General features: G+C 50.2%; 10 protein-coding genes. 7 read left to right on the top strand and 3 right to left on the bottom strand.

The features are described from left to right. Window positions 1–68: 68 nt before the first annotated feature. Window positions 69–1496, bottom strand: a complete 1428-nt coding sequence (gene sbcB, locus AC2A06_RS12630) for an exodeoxyribonuclease I (RefSeq protein WP_484380517.1) — start codon at window positions 1494–1496, stop codon at window positions 69–71. Window positions 1497–1808: 312 nt separating this feature from the next. On the opposite strand from sbcB, the gene tmaR reads away from it, so the two are divergent. From tmaR to AC2A06_RS12600, 6 genes are all read left to right on the top strand, one after another. Next, the gene (tmaR, locus tag AC2A06_RS12625; protein WP_023492162.1) at window positions 1809–2126 is read left to right on the top strand and encodes a PTS system regulator TmaR; all 318 of its coding nucleotides are present in this window, start codon (window positions 1809–1811) and stop codon (window positions 2124–2126) included. Window positions 2127–2518: 392 nt separating this feature from the next. Continuing rightward, on the top strand, window positions 2519–3664 hold the full coding sequence (locus tag AC2A06_RS12620; protein ID WP_484380516.1) for an MlaE family ABC transporter permease: 1146 nt from the start codon (window positions 2519–2521) through the stop codon (window positions 3662–3664). Then, window positions 3658–4458 (top strand): ABC transporter ATP-binding protein, encoded by an 801-nt coding sequence (locus AC2A06_RS12615; protein ID WP_484380515.1) that lies wholly within the window; start codon window positions 3658–3660, stop codon window positions 4456–4458. Before AC2A06_RS12620 ends, AC2A06_RS12615 begins: the two co-directional genes overlap by 7 nt. A 3-nt stretch (window positions 4459–4461) precedes the next feature. Further along, on the top strand, window positions 4462–5403 hold the full coding sequence (locus tag AC2A06_RS12610) for an MlaD family protein (protein WP_484380514.1): 942 nt from the start codon (window positions 4462–4464) through the stop codon (window positions 5401–5403). Continuing rightward, complete coding sequence (locus AC2A06_RS12605; RefSeq protein ID WP_484380513.1) at window positions 5400–6041, top strand: ABC-type transport auxiliary lipoprotein family protein; 642 nt, start codon at window positions 5400–5402, stop codon at window positions 6039–6041. The genes AC2A06_RS12610 and AC2A06_RS12605 overlap by 4 nt, the downstream gene beginning before the upstream one ends. 251 nt (window positions 6042–6292) lie before the next feature. Then, window positions 6293–6775, top strand: coding sequence for a glutathione peroxidase (locus AC2A06_RS12600; RefSeq protein ID WP_023490964.1), 483 nt, complete (start codon window positions 6293–6295; stop codon window positions 6773–6775). Here the strand turns inward: AC2A06_RS12600 and AC2A06_RS12595 are convergent. After that, window positions 6772–8214 carry a protein adenylyltransferase SelO gene (locus AC2A06_RS12595; RefSeq protein ID WP_484380512.1) on the bottom strand — a complete coding sequence of 481 codons (1443 nt, stop codon included), beginning with the start codon at window positions 8212–8214 and terminating at the stop codon, window positions 6772–6774. The genes AC2A06_RS12600 and AC2A06_RS12595 overlap by 4 nt on opposite strands. 309 nt (window positions 8215–8523) lie before the next feature. Here AC2A06_RS12595 and AC2A06_RS12590 point away from each other — a divergent pair, with 309 nt between their 5' ends. After that, window positions 8524–9195 (top strand): hypothetical protein, encoded by a 672-nt coding sequence (locus AC2A06_RS12590; protein ID WP_484380511.1) that lies wholly within the window; start codon window positions 8524–8526, stop codon window positions 9193–9195. A 216-nt stretch (window positions 9196–9411) separates the two neighbouring features. Here the strand turns inward: AC2A06_RS12590 and AC2A06_RS12585 are convergent, their stop codons facing one another. Then, window positions 9412–17061 carry an autotransporter outer membrane beta-barrel domain-containing protein gene (locus tag AC2A06_RS12585; protein WP_484380510.1) on the bottom strand — a complete coding sequence of 2550 codons (7650 nt, stop codon included), beginning with the start codon at window positions 17059–17061 and terminating at the stop codon, window positions 9412–9414. Window positions 17062–17238 lie beyond the last annotated feature (177 nt).

The following is a 17238-nucleotide window of genomic DNA, read 5'->3' as shown; positions in this document are numbered from 1 at the left end:
TGGAGGGGCTCAGCAATAAATAAGCTTGAGCCCTATCAATTGATATTCACCCTGTGCGGTGGCTGGGTTTATCCCACCAATTGTTTACCGTAATCAAACAGCGCTTTCAGTAGCGCTGTTTTCTTTTCATCCCCTTGGTACTGCTGGTACAGCGCGTCTAATTGCAACAGATACTCTTGTACCCTATCGATATTCAGCACATCCTGGCGGTGTAACAGCCAACGGCGTTGTTCGCTATCATCCAGGGTCTGCGGGTAATTACGTGCGCGGTAACGGAATAACAGCGCTTTGATTCTACTATCGCCGAAGGTCAAATCCAGCAGCGGCAGATCCTGCGGCTTGGTTTGCTGAATGATCTTCATGGCTGCTTTGTCGGCATCGCTAAAGAAACCTTCATACAACTGAGCATCAACATTGTTACTCGGGGTGAAAGTCGGCGCCTCGGCAAAAAGTGCGACGACTTTTTCACGAATTTCCGGGTGTTGGCGCAGTACCTTCAGGTTCTCAAGGCAGGCCTGGCGATCGATACCTAAGCGTTCGGCATTTTCTGGCAACAAGGTTTTGGCAGGAGCCAGTACCGGGCATTTATTGATATGCACCAGTTTGATGGGTATTGGTGCCTGATCTGCCGCCAAGCGATTGCGAGGGGTATAGAGGCGTTCCCGCAGCTCATCGGCGTTCAGTGTCAACAAAGGGGTAATATCACCAGCCAGATCACACATGATAACGGCATTTTTGTTATCCGGGTGCCAAGCAAGTGGTGAAACCCAACTGGTGTTACCCCGTGCCGCACCAAACATGCCGGAAACATGGACCAAGGGGGTCATTTCTGCAATATCAATCAGCGTATTCAGTTTGTGCTTATTACGATGCTGCAACAAATAGTCAAATAATCTGGGCTGTGCCTGTTTAACCAACTTAGCCATGGCGATAGTCGCATGGACATCGGACATCGCATCATGAGCCTGTTGGTGCTCTACGCCATTGGCCGCCGTCAAGTGCTCCAGGCGGAAACTGGGCAAGCCATCTTCATTTTCTGGCCAGTGGATACCTTCTGGCCGTAGGGCGTAGCAGGCGCGCATCACATCCAATAAGTCCCAACGGGAATTGCCATTTTGCCAACTATAAGCATAGGGATCGTAGAAACTGCGATAGAAAATATTGCGGCTGACCTCATCGTCGAAACGGATATTGTTATAGCCTAAAATACAGGTGCCGGGAACACTGAATGCCTGGTGGATTTGGCGGGCAAACTCGGCTTCATTAACGCCTTTAGCTAGCGCTTGCTGTGGAGTAATACCGGTGATCATGACCGCTTCGGGATCCGGTAAGTAGTCATCGGCAGGCGCACAGTAAACAACTAATGGCTCTTCGATAAGGTTGAAATCTAAATCAGTGCGCACCCCGGCAAATTGCGCGGGGCGATCCAGTGATGGACTTTTACCGAAGGTTTCATAGTCATGGATATAAAAAGTCGGGTTTGCCTTACTGCTCAAAATGACATCTCTTCAGTGAGATAAGAATAACTCCTATTGTAATCGCACAAAGGATGAAGCCAAGCAAATCTGGATATTGATTTTACCCTAGACTGATAATGGCATTACCGCTGTGCATCAAGAATGGCCTGTGGAGCACATGATGACGGGGCATTCACGATGACATCCATTGTTATTAACAGCGGGGCAGTGTGTTAATTATAGGTAAAATACGTCAATGACAGTTGTGCCTGACGACGACAAACCTGTATCTTGGTAGCATTGTGTGCGTATTCAATTGAATCTGTATATTACTAAAGCAAGGGTATAAAGATGGATAATGCAATTAAGCCGAGTTTTCAGAACGTGCTGGAGTTTGTGCGTATGTTCCGCCGTAAAAACAAGCTACAACGTGAAATTGTTGATAACGAGAAAAAAATTCGTGATAACCAGAAGCGGGTACTGCTGCTTGACAACTTGAGCGAGTACATCAAACCTGGCATGAGTATTGAAGACATCCAAGGCATCATCGCCAATATGCGCAGCGATTATGAAGACCGTGTTGATGATTACATCATCAAAAATGCGGATCTGTCGAAAGAGCGCCGTGAGCTCTCCAAGAATTTGAAAGCCATGGGTGAAGTGAAGTAATGCAAAGTAAGCAGGGTGAGTCGTAACCGCTAAGGTTTGCCCTGCTGACCAGTACCCATGTGGCTCAAACTGTCAGGCATGACATCGCTATGATTTCTGCTGTTTTGATTGCTTTGTCATTCAGTGACCGTCTGGCGGGATCCTGTGCGCCACCTATTGATATTTAGCCATAAGATAGCAAATTGCTTCAAACCCGCTACGCTAGTTTGTGTGCAATAAAAAGGTATGTGCGATAAAAAGGTGTGTGCAATAAAAAGGTATGTGCGATAAAAAGGTATACGCGATAAAAAAGGTTCTTGCCCTGAATTGTTATCTGTTTTTTGAGCTTTAATTAAATTAGCATTATTCAGTTAGCTGTTTGGCTGGTCAGCTTTAGGGAACGGGTTCTTTTTATGACAGAACAACAGATTAAAACATTACTCAATTTGGATGAAAGCACCCAGCCACCCAGAGTTTCCGCATCTGGAGATTGGGTATTAGCGAATTATCGCGAGTTAGAACCCGCGGTCAGGCAATTGCAAAACCGCATTCATTCCGGAGTGGTTTTTGATCTTGGCCAGCTAGGTATTCTGGATACCGCCGGAGCGGCATTACTGGTCAAACTGCTGGGAGAGCAACGAATATTCAATCTGCAACAGATTGCCCCTTCGTTGCCTGCCGAGCGGCGAGTTTTGCTGGAAACAGTCGGCCATGCTTTACACGATTTCCACCAACCAGCTGAAGAAAAAGCACCAGGCCTAGTGACTGAATTGTTGGCCACAGTGGGGCAGTCGATGGCCAATTTCTGGCAAAATCTGGTTGAATTACTCGGGTTTATTGGCCTAACACTAAATACTTTGGTGGTCAGCCTGTGGCGTCCTTCCCGTTGGCGTATCACTTCGCTGGTCGCCAATCTGCAGCAGATTGGCCTTAACGCGGTACCGATCATTATGTTACTCACTTTTCTGGTGGGGGCGGTGATTGCCTTTCTTGGCTCAACGGTATTATCAACCTTTGGCGCCAGTATCTTTACTGTTCATCTGGTGGTGTTTTCATTCCTGCGCGAATTTGCGGTGCTGTTGACTGCCATCTTAATGGCTGGCCGTACCGCGAGTGCCTTCACAGCAGAAATCGGGCTGATGAAAGCCAATGAAGAGATCGACGCTATTCAGACGTTGGGGCTCAATTCGGTTGAGCTATTGGTGCTGCCGCGGGTGTTGGCACTGTTACTGGCTTTGCCGATGCTGACCTTTATCGGCATGATTAGCGGGATTTTTGGCGGGTTGATAGTCTGTGCGTTGACTCTGGATATCTCTCCCACCATGTTTTTGACCATTATGCAAAGTAGCGGTGGTTTTCAGCATTTCCTGGTGGGGATGAGTAAGGCACCGGTGTTTGCATTCCTGATTGCTATTATTGGTTGCCTGGAAGGTTTTAAGGTGACTGGCAGCGCTGAATCGGTGGGCTCTCACACCACCGCCAGCGTCGTACACTCAATCTTTGTGGTGATCCTGTTGGATGCGGTCGCTGCACTGTTTTTTATGGAGATGGGATGGTGAACCAGTCAACGCCGGAAGCCATAATCCGTATCCGCAAATTGCGTAACTGTTTTGGCAAACAATGTGTGCACGAAGATCTGGATCTAGATGTGCGCCGTGGCGAGATACTGGGTGTCGTGGGTGGTTCGGGTACCGGGAAATCCGTGTTATTGCGCACTATTGTTGGCTTGCGCCGCCCAACTGCAGGCCAAATTCAGGTTTTCGGTGAGGATCTGATGACGCTGACCGGGGAGCGGCGTTCAGCGGTAGAACGGCGATTTGGTGTGTTGTTTCAGCGCGGAGCGTTGTTCAGCTCATTGACGGTGACAGAAAATGTGGCGTTGCCGTTAATGGAATATGGTGGCTTGCAGCGCCATGATGCGGAGCAATTGGCGCAGGTCAAGCTGGCGCTATCGGGTCTACCCGGCAATGCGGGTAATAAATACCCGGCTTCACTGTCAGGCGGTATGGTTAAGCGTGCGGCATTGGCCAGGGCATTGGCGCTCGATCCGGAAATCCTGTTTCTTGATGAACCCACCGCCGGGCTTGATCCTATTGGTGCCGCTGCTTTTGATAACTTGATCCGCACACTGCGCGATGCCTTGGGGTTAACGGTGTTTTTGGTGACCCATGATCTGGATACTCTCTACACCATTTGTGATCGCGTAGCGGTACTCTCGCAGAAGAAGGTGTTGGTGGTGGACTCACTGGACGTAGTCGCGGCAACGGATGATCCCTGGATCCAGGAATATTTTCACGGCCCGCGTGGGCGAGCAGCACAGCAAGCCGTCATGAACATAGCAGAGAGGCAATAAGAAATGGAAACCCGAGCTCACCATGTACTCATTGGCTTATTCACGCTGATCATTTTTAGTGCGGTGTTGTTTTTCAGCGTGTGGCTGACTAAATCTGGCAGTGATCGCGAGTTTACGCTGTACGACATCGTGTTTAATGAGTCAGTTAACGGCCTTTCCCAAGGTAGTGTGGTTAATTACAGCGGGATCCGCGTGGGGGAGGTGGTGCAATTACGCCTGGATAGAGAGGTGCCCACTAAGGTCTGGGCGCGCATCAGGGTAACGGCCTCGACCCCGATCCGCCAGGATACCCAGGCCCGCTTGGCTATGGCTGGAATAACCGGCACCGCCAATATTCAACTGAGTGGTGGTAGTGAAAGCAGCCCGATGTTGACGGCGCAAGGGGGTGATATCCCGGTGATTATCGCGACACCTTCGCCATTGAATCAGTTGCTGAGCAGTAGTGAAGATTTGATGACCAATATCAATGAAGTATTAATCCGCTTGAATCAGATTCTGACGCCAGATAACCAGCGGCGGCTAACCAATACGTTGGAAAACCTGGACAAAATTACCGATACCGTGGCTGGTCAGCGTGATGATATTCGCACCATATTGCAACAATTGGCGCTGGTGACCAAACAGAGTAATGACGCGCTGGTACAAGCCAGTCGGCTGATGCGCAATGCCAACACCTTATTGGATGGTCAAGGGAAACAACTGGTGAGTAATGCTGCCAATACCATGGCATCACTGGAGAAGACCAGTGCCATTCTGAATAAACTGGTGAGTGAAAATCAACAAGCACTGAGCAGTGGTGTACGCGGATTTAATGATATTGGCCCTGCGATGGATGAATTGCGTAGAACCTTAGCGGCTTTACGCTCTTCCATTAATCGTCTGGAAGAAAACCCCTCCGCCTTGCTCAGGGGGCGTGAACGTACCAAGGAGTTTACACCTAAATGAGTTACCTTAATGCACTACCCAATTACCTGTGGCGTTCCGGGTTACGACTGATGGCACTGATGGCGGTTATGATGCTGGCGGGTTGTAGCATTTTGCCGGAAAGCCCAATATCGCAGGTCTACTTGTTACCGGCTAATCCTTCTTCCTCGGCGGGGGGGCCAGAGTTAGGGCAGTCGCTGCGTATCGTGCAGCCTAACACCAGCCAGTTCCTTAACGGTTCCCGTATGGCCGTTCAACCGCAGGGTTCTGAGATCACCATTTATAGTGGTTCGCGCTGGAGTGATCCTACCTCAGTATTGGTGCGCAACCGTTTGATCCAGGAGTTTCGTACCGCGGGTCGCTTCTCCTCTGTGAGCAGTGACGACGACAATCTGCAAGTCGACTATGAGTTGAGCGGGGATCTATCTTCATTCCAGACGGTCTATACCGCCGGGCAGGGCGAGGTAGTGATTCGGTTTGATGCGCGTCTGGTTCGGCTCTCAGATCGCCGAGCGGTCGCTACCCGTAGCTTTGTGGTGCGTCAACCCATTGATGGCAGAAGTATGGAGCATGTAGTGACAGCCTTTGGCGCAGCGAGCGACCAGTTAGCGGCACAAACGGTGGCCTGGACACAACAGCAGGTTGCCAGTAATCGTTAAGCGGGAACTTGCCTTACTCAAGCGGCATGGTAGTTGATGCGCCATGTCGCTTGAGTCAATACGGATATATGCCTATTGCCATTTAAACCGTTGCTATTTAAATAATGGATTTCAGTTAAAACCAGCCATCAATAAAGGCAACAATATCAGTGGGTTGCATTATGGCATCTATTAGAATGCAATTGACTCGTTTCTGATCACCCTAAGTGGGGTTTTTATCATGCCCACCAGTAGTAATTCGGAGCCTTTATATGAACCCTTCTTTGTTATCTATCCCTTGTATGACCCTGCAGGGTGAATGCAAAACGTTGGCAGACTTCCCCGCACGGGTTTATCTGGTGGCCAACACTGCCAGCCAATGTGGTTTTACCCCACAGTATCAAGGGTTAGAAAACCTCTGGCAGCGCTACCGCGAACGTGGCTTGGTGGTACTCGGGTTTCCCTGTAATCAATTTGGTAAACAAGAACCGGGTAATGCCCAAGAGATCGCCGACTTCTGTAGCCTGAATTACGGCGTTAGTTTCCCACTTTTCAGCAAGATCGACGTTAACGGTGCCGATGCCCACCCGCTGTTCCGTGAGTTGAAGCGCAGAGCGCCGGGAATGTTAGGTAGCCAGCGCATCATGTGGAACTTCACCAAATTTCTATTTACCGCCGATGGTGATCAAATCATGCGTTTTGCCCCGTTAACTAAACCAGAGAGCTTGTCAGAGCACATCGAAAAGCTGCTTTAGCTTGAGCAGGAGATCTCCAGATGCTTGCCCCAGTCTGGCGGTAACGCCGCCAGATCCTCATACTGCGGGTCATCAGCAAAGGGTTGTAGCAATGCCTGGTGCAGCCGAGCCAGTTTATTGACCTCATCTTGTTCCGCCGCCTCGATTGCCTGCTGAGCCAGATAATTACGTAAAATCAACTGCGGATTCACCGCCTTCATGGCTTGCTGACGTTCGGCATCGCACACCTGTTCTTGCTGCAAGCGCAGGCGGTATTGCTGGTACCAATGATCAAACCCAGCGCGATCGATAAACTCATCCCGCAGCGGGGAGTGCTTGTTTTGCTGTTCAACCGCGCTCAATAAACGGAACGTACGCGTATAGTCGCGCCGTTCCTGCGCCATCAGTTGCAGCAGCTCAGTCAGCAACTCGTTGTCTTGGGTAGACGATGTTAAGAAGCCCAGCTTGGCACGCATCTGTTGACCATAAGCCTGCATCAACGCCGGTTCATAGGCGGCTAGTGCAGTCTGTAACTGCTCGGTGGTCATCAGGCCGGAAAGCGTTTGTGCCAACCGGTGCAAGTTCCACAGCGCAACGGCGGGTTGATTATCGAAAGCGTAACGCCCCTGATGATCCGAGTGATTGCAGATATAATCCGGCTGGTAATCATCAAGGAAACCATAAGGCCCGAAATCCAGAGTCAGGCCGAGGATCGACATGTTATCGGTATTCATCACCCCGTGCGCAAAGCCGACAGTCTGCCAATGGGCAATTAAACGTGCGGTCCGTTCGACGACATCAGTAAACCACAGCCAGTAGCGCTCATTTTCTTCGGCCCATTGTGGCCAGTGATGAGCAATCACAAAGTCTGCCAGTTGCTTCACCTGCTCTGGCTGCCTGCGATAATAAAAATGTTCAAAGTGACCAAAGCGGATATGGCTTTCTGCTACGCGTAGCAGCATCGCCCCCCGCTCAGGCTGTTCGCGAAATACCGGTTGTTCACTGGTGACGATGGTCAGCGCCCGTGTGGTGGGGACACCTAAGTGATGAAGCGCTTCTGAAGCCAGAAATTCGCGGACAACCGAACGCAGCACCGCCCGGCCATCACCCATACGGGAATAAGGCGTCAAACCGGCTCCTTTCAGGTGCCAGTCCATACTGCGGCCATCCGCCAACGTCTGTTCACCCAATAAAATCCCGCGGCCATCGCCTAACTGCCCGGCCCAAACACCAAACTGGTGACCACTATAAACCTGTGCCAGCGGCTGCATACCTGGCAACAGGGTTTCCCCCGCCCAAACGGGTGTTTTTTCCGGTGTAAACCAACTGTCATCCAAACCTAATTCACCGGCCAAGGGTTGGCTGTGGTACAGCAAACGGGCCCCGTTAAGTGGCGTAGGATGCAACTCGGTGTAAAAACCGGATAACTGCTGATGATAGCTATTTTCAAACTGTGGCATAAGCCCTCCATTACCTTCAGTGTAGAGCCTGAACAGGCAGATTAATACGGAGGAGTTGTAGGGATAATGCGTAGCAGGCTGTTAAGCACTGAACGTTGCCGAATAGGCCGTATATCGGAAAGAAGTTTCCATCAATATGTGAAAGGGTTATTAGCGGCAGAATGGTAAGTTGCCTGGGTGGTTAGCTAATGCGCTGCATCGTCATTTGCTTGATGACTGCTGTTTGGCTGTGATAATGGCAGTAGCAATAATGGATTATATGGAATATCCTTATTTAAGATAATCTTATAATTTATTGCGGAGGTTGAAATGACTACTTCCCATGATGTAGTGTCTTTCCCCACTTTGGTTGGGACACCACAGGAAGTCCGAATCCGGCTCGATAGCTCCAAGGCTGACCAAGTTATTGTCGTGACTATAGATCACTCGGATGCTCGACATGCTGACCAGATAGCTCATACATTGGCGAATATCGTCTCCTTTATCGATCTAACCTTGCGGGGACAGCGTGAGAAGACGATTAAAGCGCTGGTTGATGCTCTGGTACCGAAGGTGCCACCGACACCGAGTTTGCTTAAAGAGGCGACCATGATGGCGCGTTCACGGAACTCGGTACTGGAAGGTGCTGACTGGCTGACCGCAGCCCAGGTTGCTGAATTGGCGGGGCTGAGTGCCAGCAACCCCAGCACGCAGCCCAACAAGTGGAAACGCCAGAAACAAATATTTGCTATCACACATAATGGCGTTGACTACTTCCCAGGCTACGCGCTAGACCCGACTACAGGCTACCGGCCGCGCAAGGTATTAAAACCTATTCTTGAGGTTTTCGGTGAGGCTAAGGATGGGTGGGGGCTTGCGTATTGGTTCCTCTCGGCCAACAGTTTCTTGGGTGGGAAGCGCCCACAGGATGTGCTGGCTATGCGGGCAGAACACGTCATTGCTGCTGCCGAGGATGAGATAAAAGAGGTTGCCCATGGTTAAACGGAAGAAAGCCATTTCTGAGGGCGAACATCAGTTGGAAGAGGCCAATGTAGAGACACCACCACCGACTCAGCTTCACGTTACGCTTTGGCGGTATTAATTTTGAACAAAAAAACACCCTGTCAGCGCGTTGCTGACAGGGTGTTTGGGAGGATAACATCCAACCTTGCACCAGATTCAGTATTCGATCACCCGTGGTGACGCATACCGACCGGATTAGAAATTATATTTAACCCCCAACATCACGCTGGTATCGCTGTAGCCATCATTGCCCACTTGCTGACCGACATTGCCCCAGAGGTTCAGTTGTTTATTTATCTGACCTTCCGCACCCAGTTTGATTTCTGCCACATTTTCTGCGCCCGCTTGTTTCACGGTGACGCCGTCGACTTTAGTAGCAAAATCTTTAGTGTTATGGATCCAGTTAGTTTCGATAAAAGGCTTAAATTGCGAGCCGTTGTTGGCTTTATCTATGTGCTGCAGGATAAAGCCTTTGACACCCAGACGAGTCTGAATGTTGTTATTGCCTTCACCCGTGACAACAGTCCCATTACTTTCTGTATGAGAGTCAGCCTCCACACCCATCCAAGTGATTTGTGCTTTTGGCTGAATAAAGTAACTGCGGTCAGCACTTTCACTCACATTGAATGTATAACCACTCTCTACTGAAGCAATGAATCCTTGTGAGTTGTATTTTTCAGCCGCTAAATCCTGCCCGCTAACCTCATTGTTAAACCAGTTGTATTGCAGTGATGAATCGACATAGGCACCGGTTTTGTTCTCACCATCAGCAAACCAAGTTGCATACATACCCACGCTGTAGCCATCTACGGAACCGGTAGAACGATAACCGGTATTCTGAGCCACAGTTGAGCTACTGCTGTTGGCATAACCCGCCATTACACCCACACGCCACAAGTCCTGTGAGTTAAGACTCCATTGCGCGACATCCCCACCCAATTGTATAACGTAGCGGTTATCCTGTGTTTTTAACTCGCCGCTACCGTCACGGGAACGGTTATGACTGCCTACATTGCGTAGCCACAAGCTGGTAGTTTTCTTTTCACCGGTAAAGACGTCGGTGTACAAGGTTTCACCGGTGCGATCAGCAAGGTTACTGACGAACATGTTGTTCGCCGCTGCCAGGTTCGCGGTGTAGCTTGCCGGTTCTGGGCGACGATCATCCGCTTGGGTACGCAGATACCAGTCACCATCAGTCGGTGAACTCAGCCCTCCCTGATACAGGAAGTACTCATAAGCACCGGCAACCGCACGTCCTTGAAGGGTAAACTCACCCGCGGAATTACCTATGACATTGATGATTTTAATACCTTCATTGGTGCGTGCACCATTACCACCAATATTGTTTACCGTGACATAACTCTGCCCGGCGGTATCACCGGTAATCAAGAGTCGATCGGTGACTGCGGAATCTTCGCCCAGAACAGTGTTGAAGACTACCGTTCCCTGGGCACCAGTATAATTACCGTTAATGGTGAAAGTGCCGAAATCACCGCCAGTCAAGGCATTAGGCATAATCAGATTGCCGCGGTTCTCTACATTCCCGGTCACCTGACCATACCCCCCGAGGGAGCCAGCGGCGGTGATCAGGACATCACTCACCAGATTAGCGTCATTCGATGCCAAGGACATGAGCAGTGCATCGTCAGAAGGGGACTCTGCCAGTGACAGTGTTGAAGTCGCCGCAGAGCTGCCTAACTGCAACAGTCCTTGCTCAATCGTCGTCAGCCCAGCACTGACCGTGCTGCCTTCGATGATTACCGCGCCAGTGCCACGTTTGATCAGCCCACCATTACCACTGATAGTGTTGGTTAATGTCCACTGTGATGCGGTATCCAGTACTAAGTCACCGTTGTTCACAATGCTGCTGCCACCCAGATTCTGGGCATTATTGGCGGTTAAAGAGGTTCCGGCATTGGTGGTGAACACGCCAGAATAGCCACTGTTGTTACCCGCCAACAGGACATTGCTACTGTTGGTCAATAACACATTGCCGTTGCTACCCGTCAGGTTATTTGACAATACTCCGGTGCTGTTATCCAGATTCAGCATACCGTTATTGTTGATTGTCCCGCTGCCTAACCCTTGCACCTGGTACAAATGAGCCGTTGCGCCACTGGCAATATCAGTACTACCGGTAAAGCCGCTATTACTTTGGGTTATGCTGAGTTCCCCGGCAATCAGGGCAAGTTCGCCGTTACCCACCAGGGAACCATCCACCTGCCCCCCGTCCGTGACCGACAGTTTACCCCCGTTGAAATTCAGTGTACTGCCGATTTCCGTAGCTAATTCGCCAACAGTCTGCTGAGTCCCGTTTAGGTCTACAGTGGTCTGGTTGCTCATTGCCAGCAGAGAGGTTTTCCCAAGAGCTGAGTCAGCATCCAAGCGTAAGTTAACTGAACGAACCCAAGTTGCGCCGGTGTAATCGTTGGTCGAATTCGATAATGAGGCGATGCTACCATCATTGGCTGAAACAAAGGCCAGATCACCTTTACCGGTAATTTGCGCCGAGAGATCATTTGACTGCATGCCATTATTTGCCAACGTCGCTGTCAGCACCAGAGCGTCATCACCGCTACTTAACAGATCCAACACTTTCAGCCCATAATTGACATACAGACCATCATAATTATTACCGGTGGTGATACCGTAATCAAACGTGCCCATTGCAGCAGCGGTATTACTACCATTGTTATAAACCCCCTGATACACCGAAGCACTGAGAGGGTCACCATTCTCGTTGGCCAAGGTCAATTCTTGTCCACTACCGGTGGCTGCACCCGTTGCCAACGCGACGATGATACTACCTTCATCCAGTTCCATCACCGACAAACCGTCCAGGCTAGGTTCGACATTGTCAGGTAGATTAACCCGTACAGTACCGCCCGCGGTGGTGTCGATATTATTGGCAGCGACAATCCCTGCAGAACTGAGTACGCCCGAATTATCAACCAGATTGTTAAACAGTATGGTACCGCCGTTCATCATTAACTTACCGATATTCTGTACACCATCGGCTACCGAGACCAGACTGCCATTGGATAATTTCAGGGTGGAATTGGTCAACGCAGAGGTATTCAGCCCATCGAGATTAAAGGTGGTATTTTGCAGGTTCACCACACCACTGAACGCACTGCCTACCGTGCTACCAAAGTCGAACACGGTATTGGCATCAGCCTTCTCGACATTCAGCGTGCCGTTGCCGGTCAGTTGATGGTCGAACAGCGCGATATCCGCCAGATTCAGTTGTGCATCGGCAATATCTACCGCCACGGTATTGGCGACGGCGTTACTGTTGGTCAACGTCACCGTTGAACCAGCGTTAACCTCCAGGATACCAGTACCGCTGACGGCATTGGTAAAGGTGCCATCAAAGCCGCTCAAGGCCAGAATATCTTGTGCCCCGGCCAGCGTTACGCTGGATCCTGCTCCCAGGTTGTTCGTGGATGCGACGCTCAACCGACTGTTGCCCGCCAAGGCATACTGGCCGATAAAGCCACTATTATCCCCCGTCAGCGCGAGATCGGAACCGTTAACGATATCAACGGTTGACCCCGTCACACCGCTCAGCGTATTGGCAATGCTGTCACTAACGGCATCCAGCACGAGGCGAGAGGTAGCCGTATCCAGGTTCACCGTGGCTGCGGCCGCCCCGAGATTGCTGGCTTGACTCACCGTCAGAACACCCGCCGCCCCGACATGGTGTGCACCGCTAAAGTTGCTGTCGCCGCCCAGGGTCACTGCCGCATTAGTATTGATATTACCATTGCCGCTCAGCGCATTAGTCAGTGTATTGGCACCATTCAGATTCAGGTCGCCAAGTACATCGATGCCACTTGTGCCCAGTGAGCCTGCGCCGCTCAGGGTTGCCGAAGCACCCGCTGCAATGTTGGTTTGCCCAGTTAACCCGCTGTTGGCGGCGCTGATGGTCAGATCCCCAGCATTGATGTTGAGGATACCGTTCCCAGTCAGGCCACCCGTTGCCGTTGAAGTACCGCCTTCATCCAGGTTTAACGTCCCACCAGTCAGATCAAGAGTACCTGTATTGGTCAGTACGCCGCTGTTCAGTACACCATCCTGACCCAGGGTCACTGTACCTGCGTTGGTCAAGGCACCCACTGTCTGGCTGTACCCGTTGATATTGGCACTGGCCCCGCTAAGCACATTTAGCAATGAAGTCTGGCCAAAGGCACCATTTGCCCCCAGAACCAACTCACCAGCATTGACTGCGGTGGTCCCACTGTAGCTGTTATTGCCATTTGCCAGAGTCAGTGCGCCATTAGTGGCATCCACCTGCAAACCACCGACACCCGAAATCACCGTATTCAGCACCTTATTGGAAGATGCACTGCTACCCGTCGCCAATAACAAGCCATTACCCTCATTGGGCAACAGGTCCAGGGATTTCAGGCCGTAATTGACATACAGACCTTTGCCGCCAACGCCATCAGCGCTGGTCAGTCCATAATTATAAGTTGCGGTAGCCACCGTGGTACCGCCCTGCTGGATATTGGACGATACCGCCTGGGTGTCGGAAGTCACCAAGGTACCGTTGACCATCAACTGCAGGTTGTTGGTATCGCCGCTCACGTTGTCTGCGTTCACCAGGTCCATCATGATATTACCGAGGTCCTGATCGAGGATCGACAGATTCGGATCTACCACAGGGTTGGTGTTATTCCAGTCCTCGGTACCGGTTACGCTGATGGTCCCGCTATTCAGCACCAGATCGGTCACCGTGACGACGCCAAGGGCCTTCGACTGAGGTGCCGCTCCGTCAAAGGTTAGGGTGCCGCCATTCAGCTCAAGCTCGTTCAAAGTACGGTCTACGTTACCCACCGTGGTCTGGCTACCTGCCGACAGTTTCAGTGTGGCATTGGTGAGTGCTGCGGTATTGGTGTCGTTCAGAACGAAAGTACTGTTCTTCAGATCGACCGTACCAGCAAAGTCGGTACCGGTATTAACCCCAAAATTGAAAGCGCTATTGGCTGAATCAACATTCAATAACCCGTTGCCAGTCAGAGTATTATCAAACGTTGTAATGCCATTCAGATTTAATGTGCCTTCCAGCGAGAACTGGCTTGCCCCCATTTGATCATTATTGCTGGCGGTCAGCACACCCCCCTGATTAATCTGCCAGAGTCCGGCAAAAGTATTCGCCTGACTGAGGGTGACATTGGCACCGTTATTCACGATGGCTGAACCATCACCACTGACCACATGCCCTAAAGAAGCATTCAGTAGGCCATTAAAGGTGCTGCCAAACAGCAGTTCACTACCGCTATCGATATTCATGACACCACTGCCCACGTTGGTGTTAGAAGATAGGGTGATAAGGCTGCTGGTAAGATTGATATTGGTGAAGCCTTGCAGTGAGGTGTCGGCTGACAGAGTATCAGTTGACGTATTAAAGTTGAGGCTATTAGTACCGGAACCTGCGTTCAGTAAACCTAAATAGGTACTGCCCAGTGTCATATTATTGATGGTGAAAACATCATCACCAACCCCGGTGGTAATGGAGGCCACTTCAGCACCATTCTCAATAGTGACGCTATTATTGCCATCACCCAGATTAATTGGGCCGTTACTTTGCGAGAGCGCGCCAAGCGACAACGTGTCATTACCAGCACCGCTGGTCAGTGCATCATTTAATATCCCATTGTTATTAATGGTATTATCAGCTGCGCCAGCAAAGGTAACAGCACCATTCAGAGTGCCGTTATTAATTAATGTTTTAGCCGTGGTGCCGGTAAAATCGATTGCTGTGGCACCGGTGGCATTTATTTGTGTATTAGCACCAATCGTGGTGGTCGTGGCAGCACCATCGTTTATTTGCAGCGCCGAACCACCACTGTTGGTGACATTAATATTCAGGTTGCTACCTGATAAATCAACGCCACCACCGGTGACGTTGATTCCAATCCCTGCACCGGACACATTGATATCCAATGCCTGTGGATTCAGCGTGCCCAGATCGGTGTTGGATGCCACAATCCCAGTACCCGTCCCCGTAACATTAATGGTGTTACGGCCATTGGCGCTACTGGCGAAGGTTAGACCGCTCAGGCTGGTTAACGCAGTATTATTTATGGTGTTGAGGACCACATTACTCAATACCAGATTGACGCCTGCAGCTTTGCTGAAGGCACCACCGCTGCCCCCCAGATTGATAATCAAATCTGTCAGGGAATGGCTATTCGTCGTGCCGGCAAAAGTTAACCCACTGGCGGTACCGCTGGTATTAATTGTCCCGCCAACCAAGTTTAACAGCGCATTTGTCAGCACATTAATCCCGGTGCCTGCGGTGGCATTAATGGTTCCGCCGCTATTATTAACATTCACGGTTTGGGCTGAAGAAGAAGAGATTGCAATCCCTGCAACGGTGCTGTTGATAATGCCTTTATTCGCAACATCAATGGTTGCCGTCCCGCTATTGGTAGCGGAGATCCCGGTGCCAGCGGTAATTACACCAGCGGCTTTATTTTCCAGCAGGATGTTGCCATTACCAGCATGAGAAGCAGAAATACCGGCACCAGCAGTACCGGCATTAATGGCCGCGCCAGAACTGATATAGATCCCACTATTATTGGCTACACCGGTTTTGCTGGCCAGAATACCGTTGCTGGCCACCGCAGATACATCGATTTTCGAACCATCTGCCAGATTGTAAATTACATCGCCAGTTTGCGCCGCGCCATTTCCCATGCCTGCGGTATTACCACCACCCACGTTAGTGATCCCATTACCCGTGGTATAAGCCCCACCATTTTGAGCGGCAAGTTGTAATATTGCGCCGCTACCAAAGCCGGTAAAGAGATCGGCACCGATAATCTGGCTCGCGTCATAGCTACCGATCTCCAGGCCATTATTATCAGAGCCAAAAACATTCTGTGCCGAGTTTAAAACAAATTTAGCACCATCTTCCAACGTATATTGATAGAAACCGTTCCCGCCAGCACCATTAGTCAATATTGGGGTGGTGATGGTGACATCTGCGGTGCTGTCAAAATACATACGGCTGTAGGCATTGGTCGAGTTGGTCCAAAAAATAGCCGGAAAGCTACCTGTGGTAGCGGTTAAATCAAAGTGCCCAGTAAATCGGATGTTACTGGCTTGCGCAAGCTGGTGGTTAACGCCAAATGTTAATGATAAAGGGTTGGTAAAGTTCCCAATAATTAACTGGCTGTTTAAGTTTGGCGCACCCCCTGAACCCATGACACCCAAAACAGCCAGCATGCTGTCGGTCATATTGCCAATATTATCGACGGTAATGTTTATCGCACTGTTATTAGCATCCATCTTAAAAATAGTATATCCACCTGCGGTAGTGGAGTTGAGTGCTGCCAGGTTGGACAAGGCAAACGAGCCCGGCCCCCCCCAATCAATGGAGTTACTCTGGGAGGTAAAGGTAAAGCCGTAAAGTCCGCTGTTCAGGGTAAAACCGCCGCCGTCGATCACCAGATCTTTCCGATTACTGGCCGCTTGGTTAACGGCAATATCCCCGGTCAGCGTAATATCATTCAACATCAAGATGGTGGTGGCCGTTCCCCCATTTAGGGCAGTTGTTAATTCAGCATAGTTACTCACTGCCACACAGCTGGATCCCATGCTTGCACAATCCGAAGCACTGATGGCAAACGCAGGCTGACTACCGAGAACACCCATAATAGTGGCAGCCAGTAAGGCAAGCCTTGCAGGAAGTTGACGAGACGATGACTTGGTTGGTTGGGCGAGTGTGGCTAGCCGTTGCCCCGTTTTAGATTTTTGCCTTCCTTTGGCGAACTCGCAAACAGCAACCCATGTATTCAAAGATACATTCCAAATTACTTTATAAATTAAATTCATAGGTACATCCTTGAATAGTAAAAGTTACGTTATAACCTTAACTGAAAGTGCGGGTTAGTATTTAACCCTAATCTTAAGTAATATTAGCACTGGATTTGGCAGGTTGAGTCCCTTAGCGCTAAGAAATGTGATGAAAAATGGCATATTATTGGGTATAGGCAGTTTATATTAAGACAG

The organism is Serratia sp. HNCC26DJ244, assembly GCF_057180565.1.
This window is presented reverse-complemented; position numbering and strand designations above follow the sequence as displayed.

Bases quoted from the DNA above. Each gene is read 5' to 3' on its own strand.
- AC2A06_RS12600 (WP_023490964.1), top strand. From the start codon at position 6,293: ATGAACCCTTCTTTGTTATCTATCCCTTGTATGACCCTGCAGGGTGAA.
- AC2A06_RS12620 (WP_484380516.1), top strand. From the start codon at position 2,519: ATGACAGAACAACAGATTAAAACATTACTCAATTTGGATGAAAGCACC.
- AC2A06_RS12595 (WP_484380512.1), bottom strand. From the start codon at position 8,214: ATGCCACAGTTTGAAAATAGCTATCATCAGCAGTTATCCGGTTTTTAC.
- AC2A06_RS12605 (WP_484380513.1), top strand. From the start codon at position 5,400: ATGAGTTACCTTAATGCACTACCCAATTACCTGTGGCGTTCCGGGTTA.
- AC2A06_RS12585 (WP_484380510.1), bottom strand. From the start codon at position 17,061: ATGAATTTAATTTATAAAGTAATTTGGAATGTATCTTTGAATACATGG.
- tmaR (WP_023492162.1), top strand. From the start codon at position 1,809: ATGGATAATGCAATTAAGCCGAGTTTTCAGAACGTGCTGGAGTTTGTG.
- AC2A06_RS12615 (WP_484380515.1), top strand. From the start codon at position 3,658: ATGGTGAACCAGTCAACGCCGGAAGCCATAATCCGTATCCGCAAATTG.
- AC2A06_RS12610 (WP_484380514.1), top strand. From the start codon at position 4,462: ATGGAAACCCGAGCTCACCATGTACTCATTGGCTTATTCACGCTGATC.
- AC2A06_RS12590 (WP_484380511.1), top strand. From the start codon at position 8,524: ATGACTACTTCCCATGATGTAGTGTCTTTCCCCACTTTGGTTGGGACA.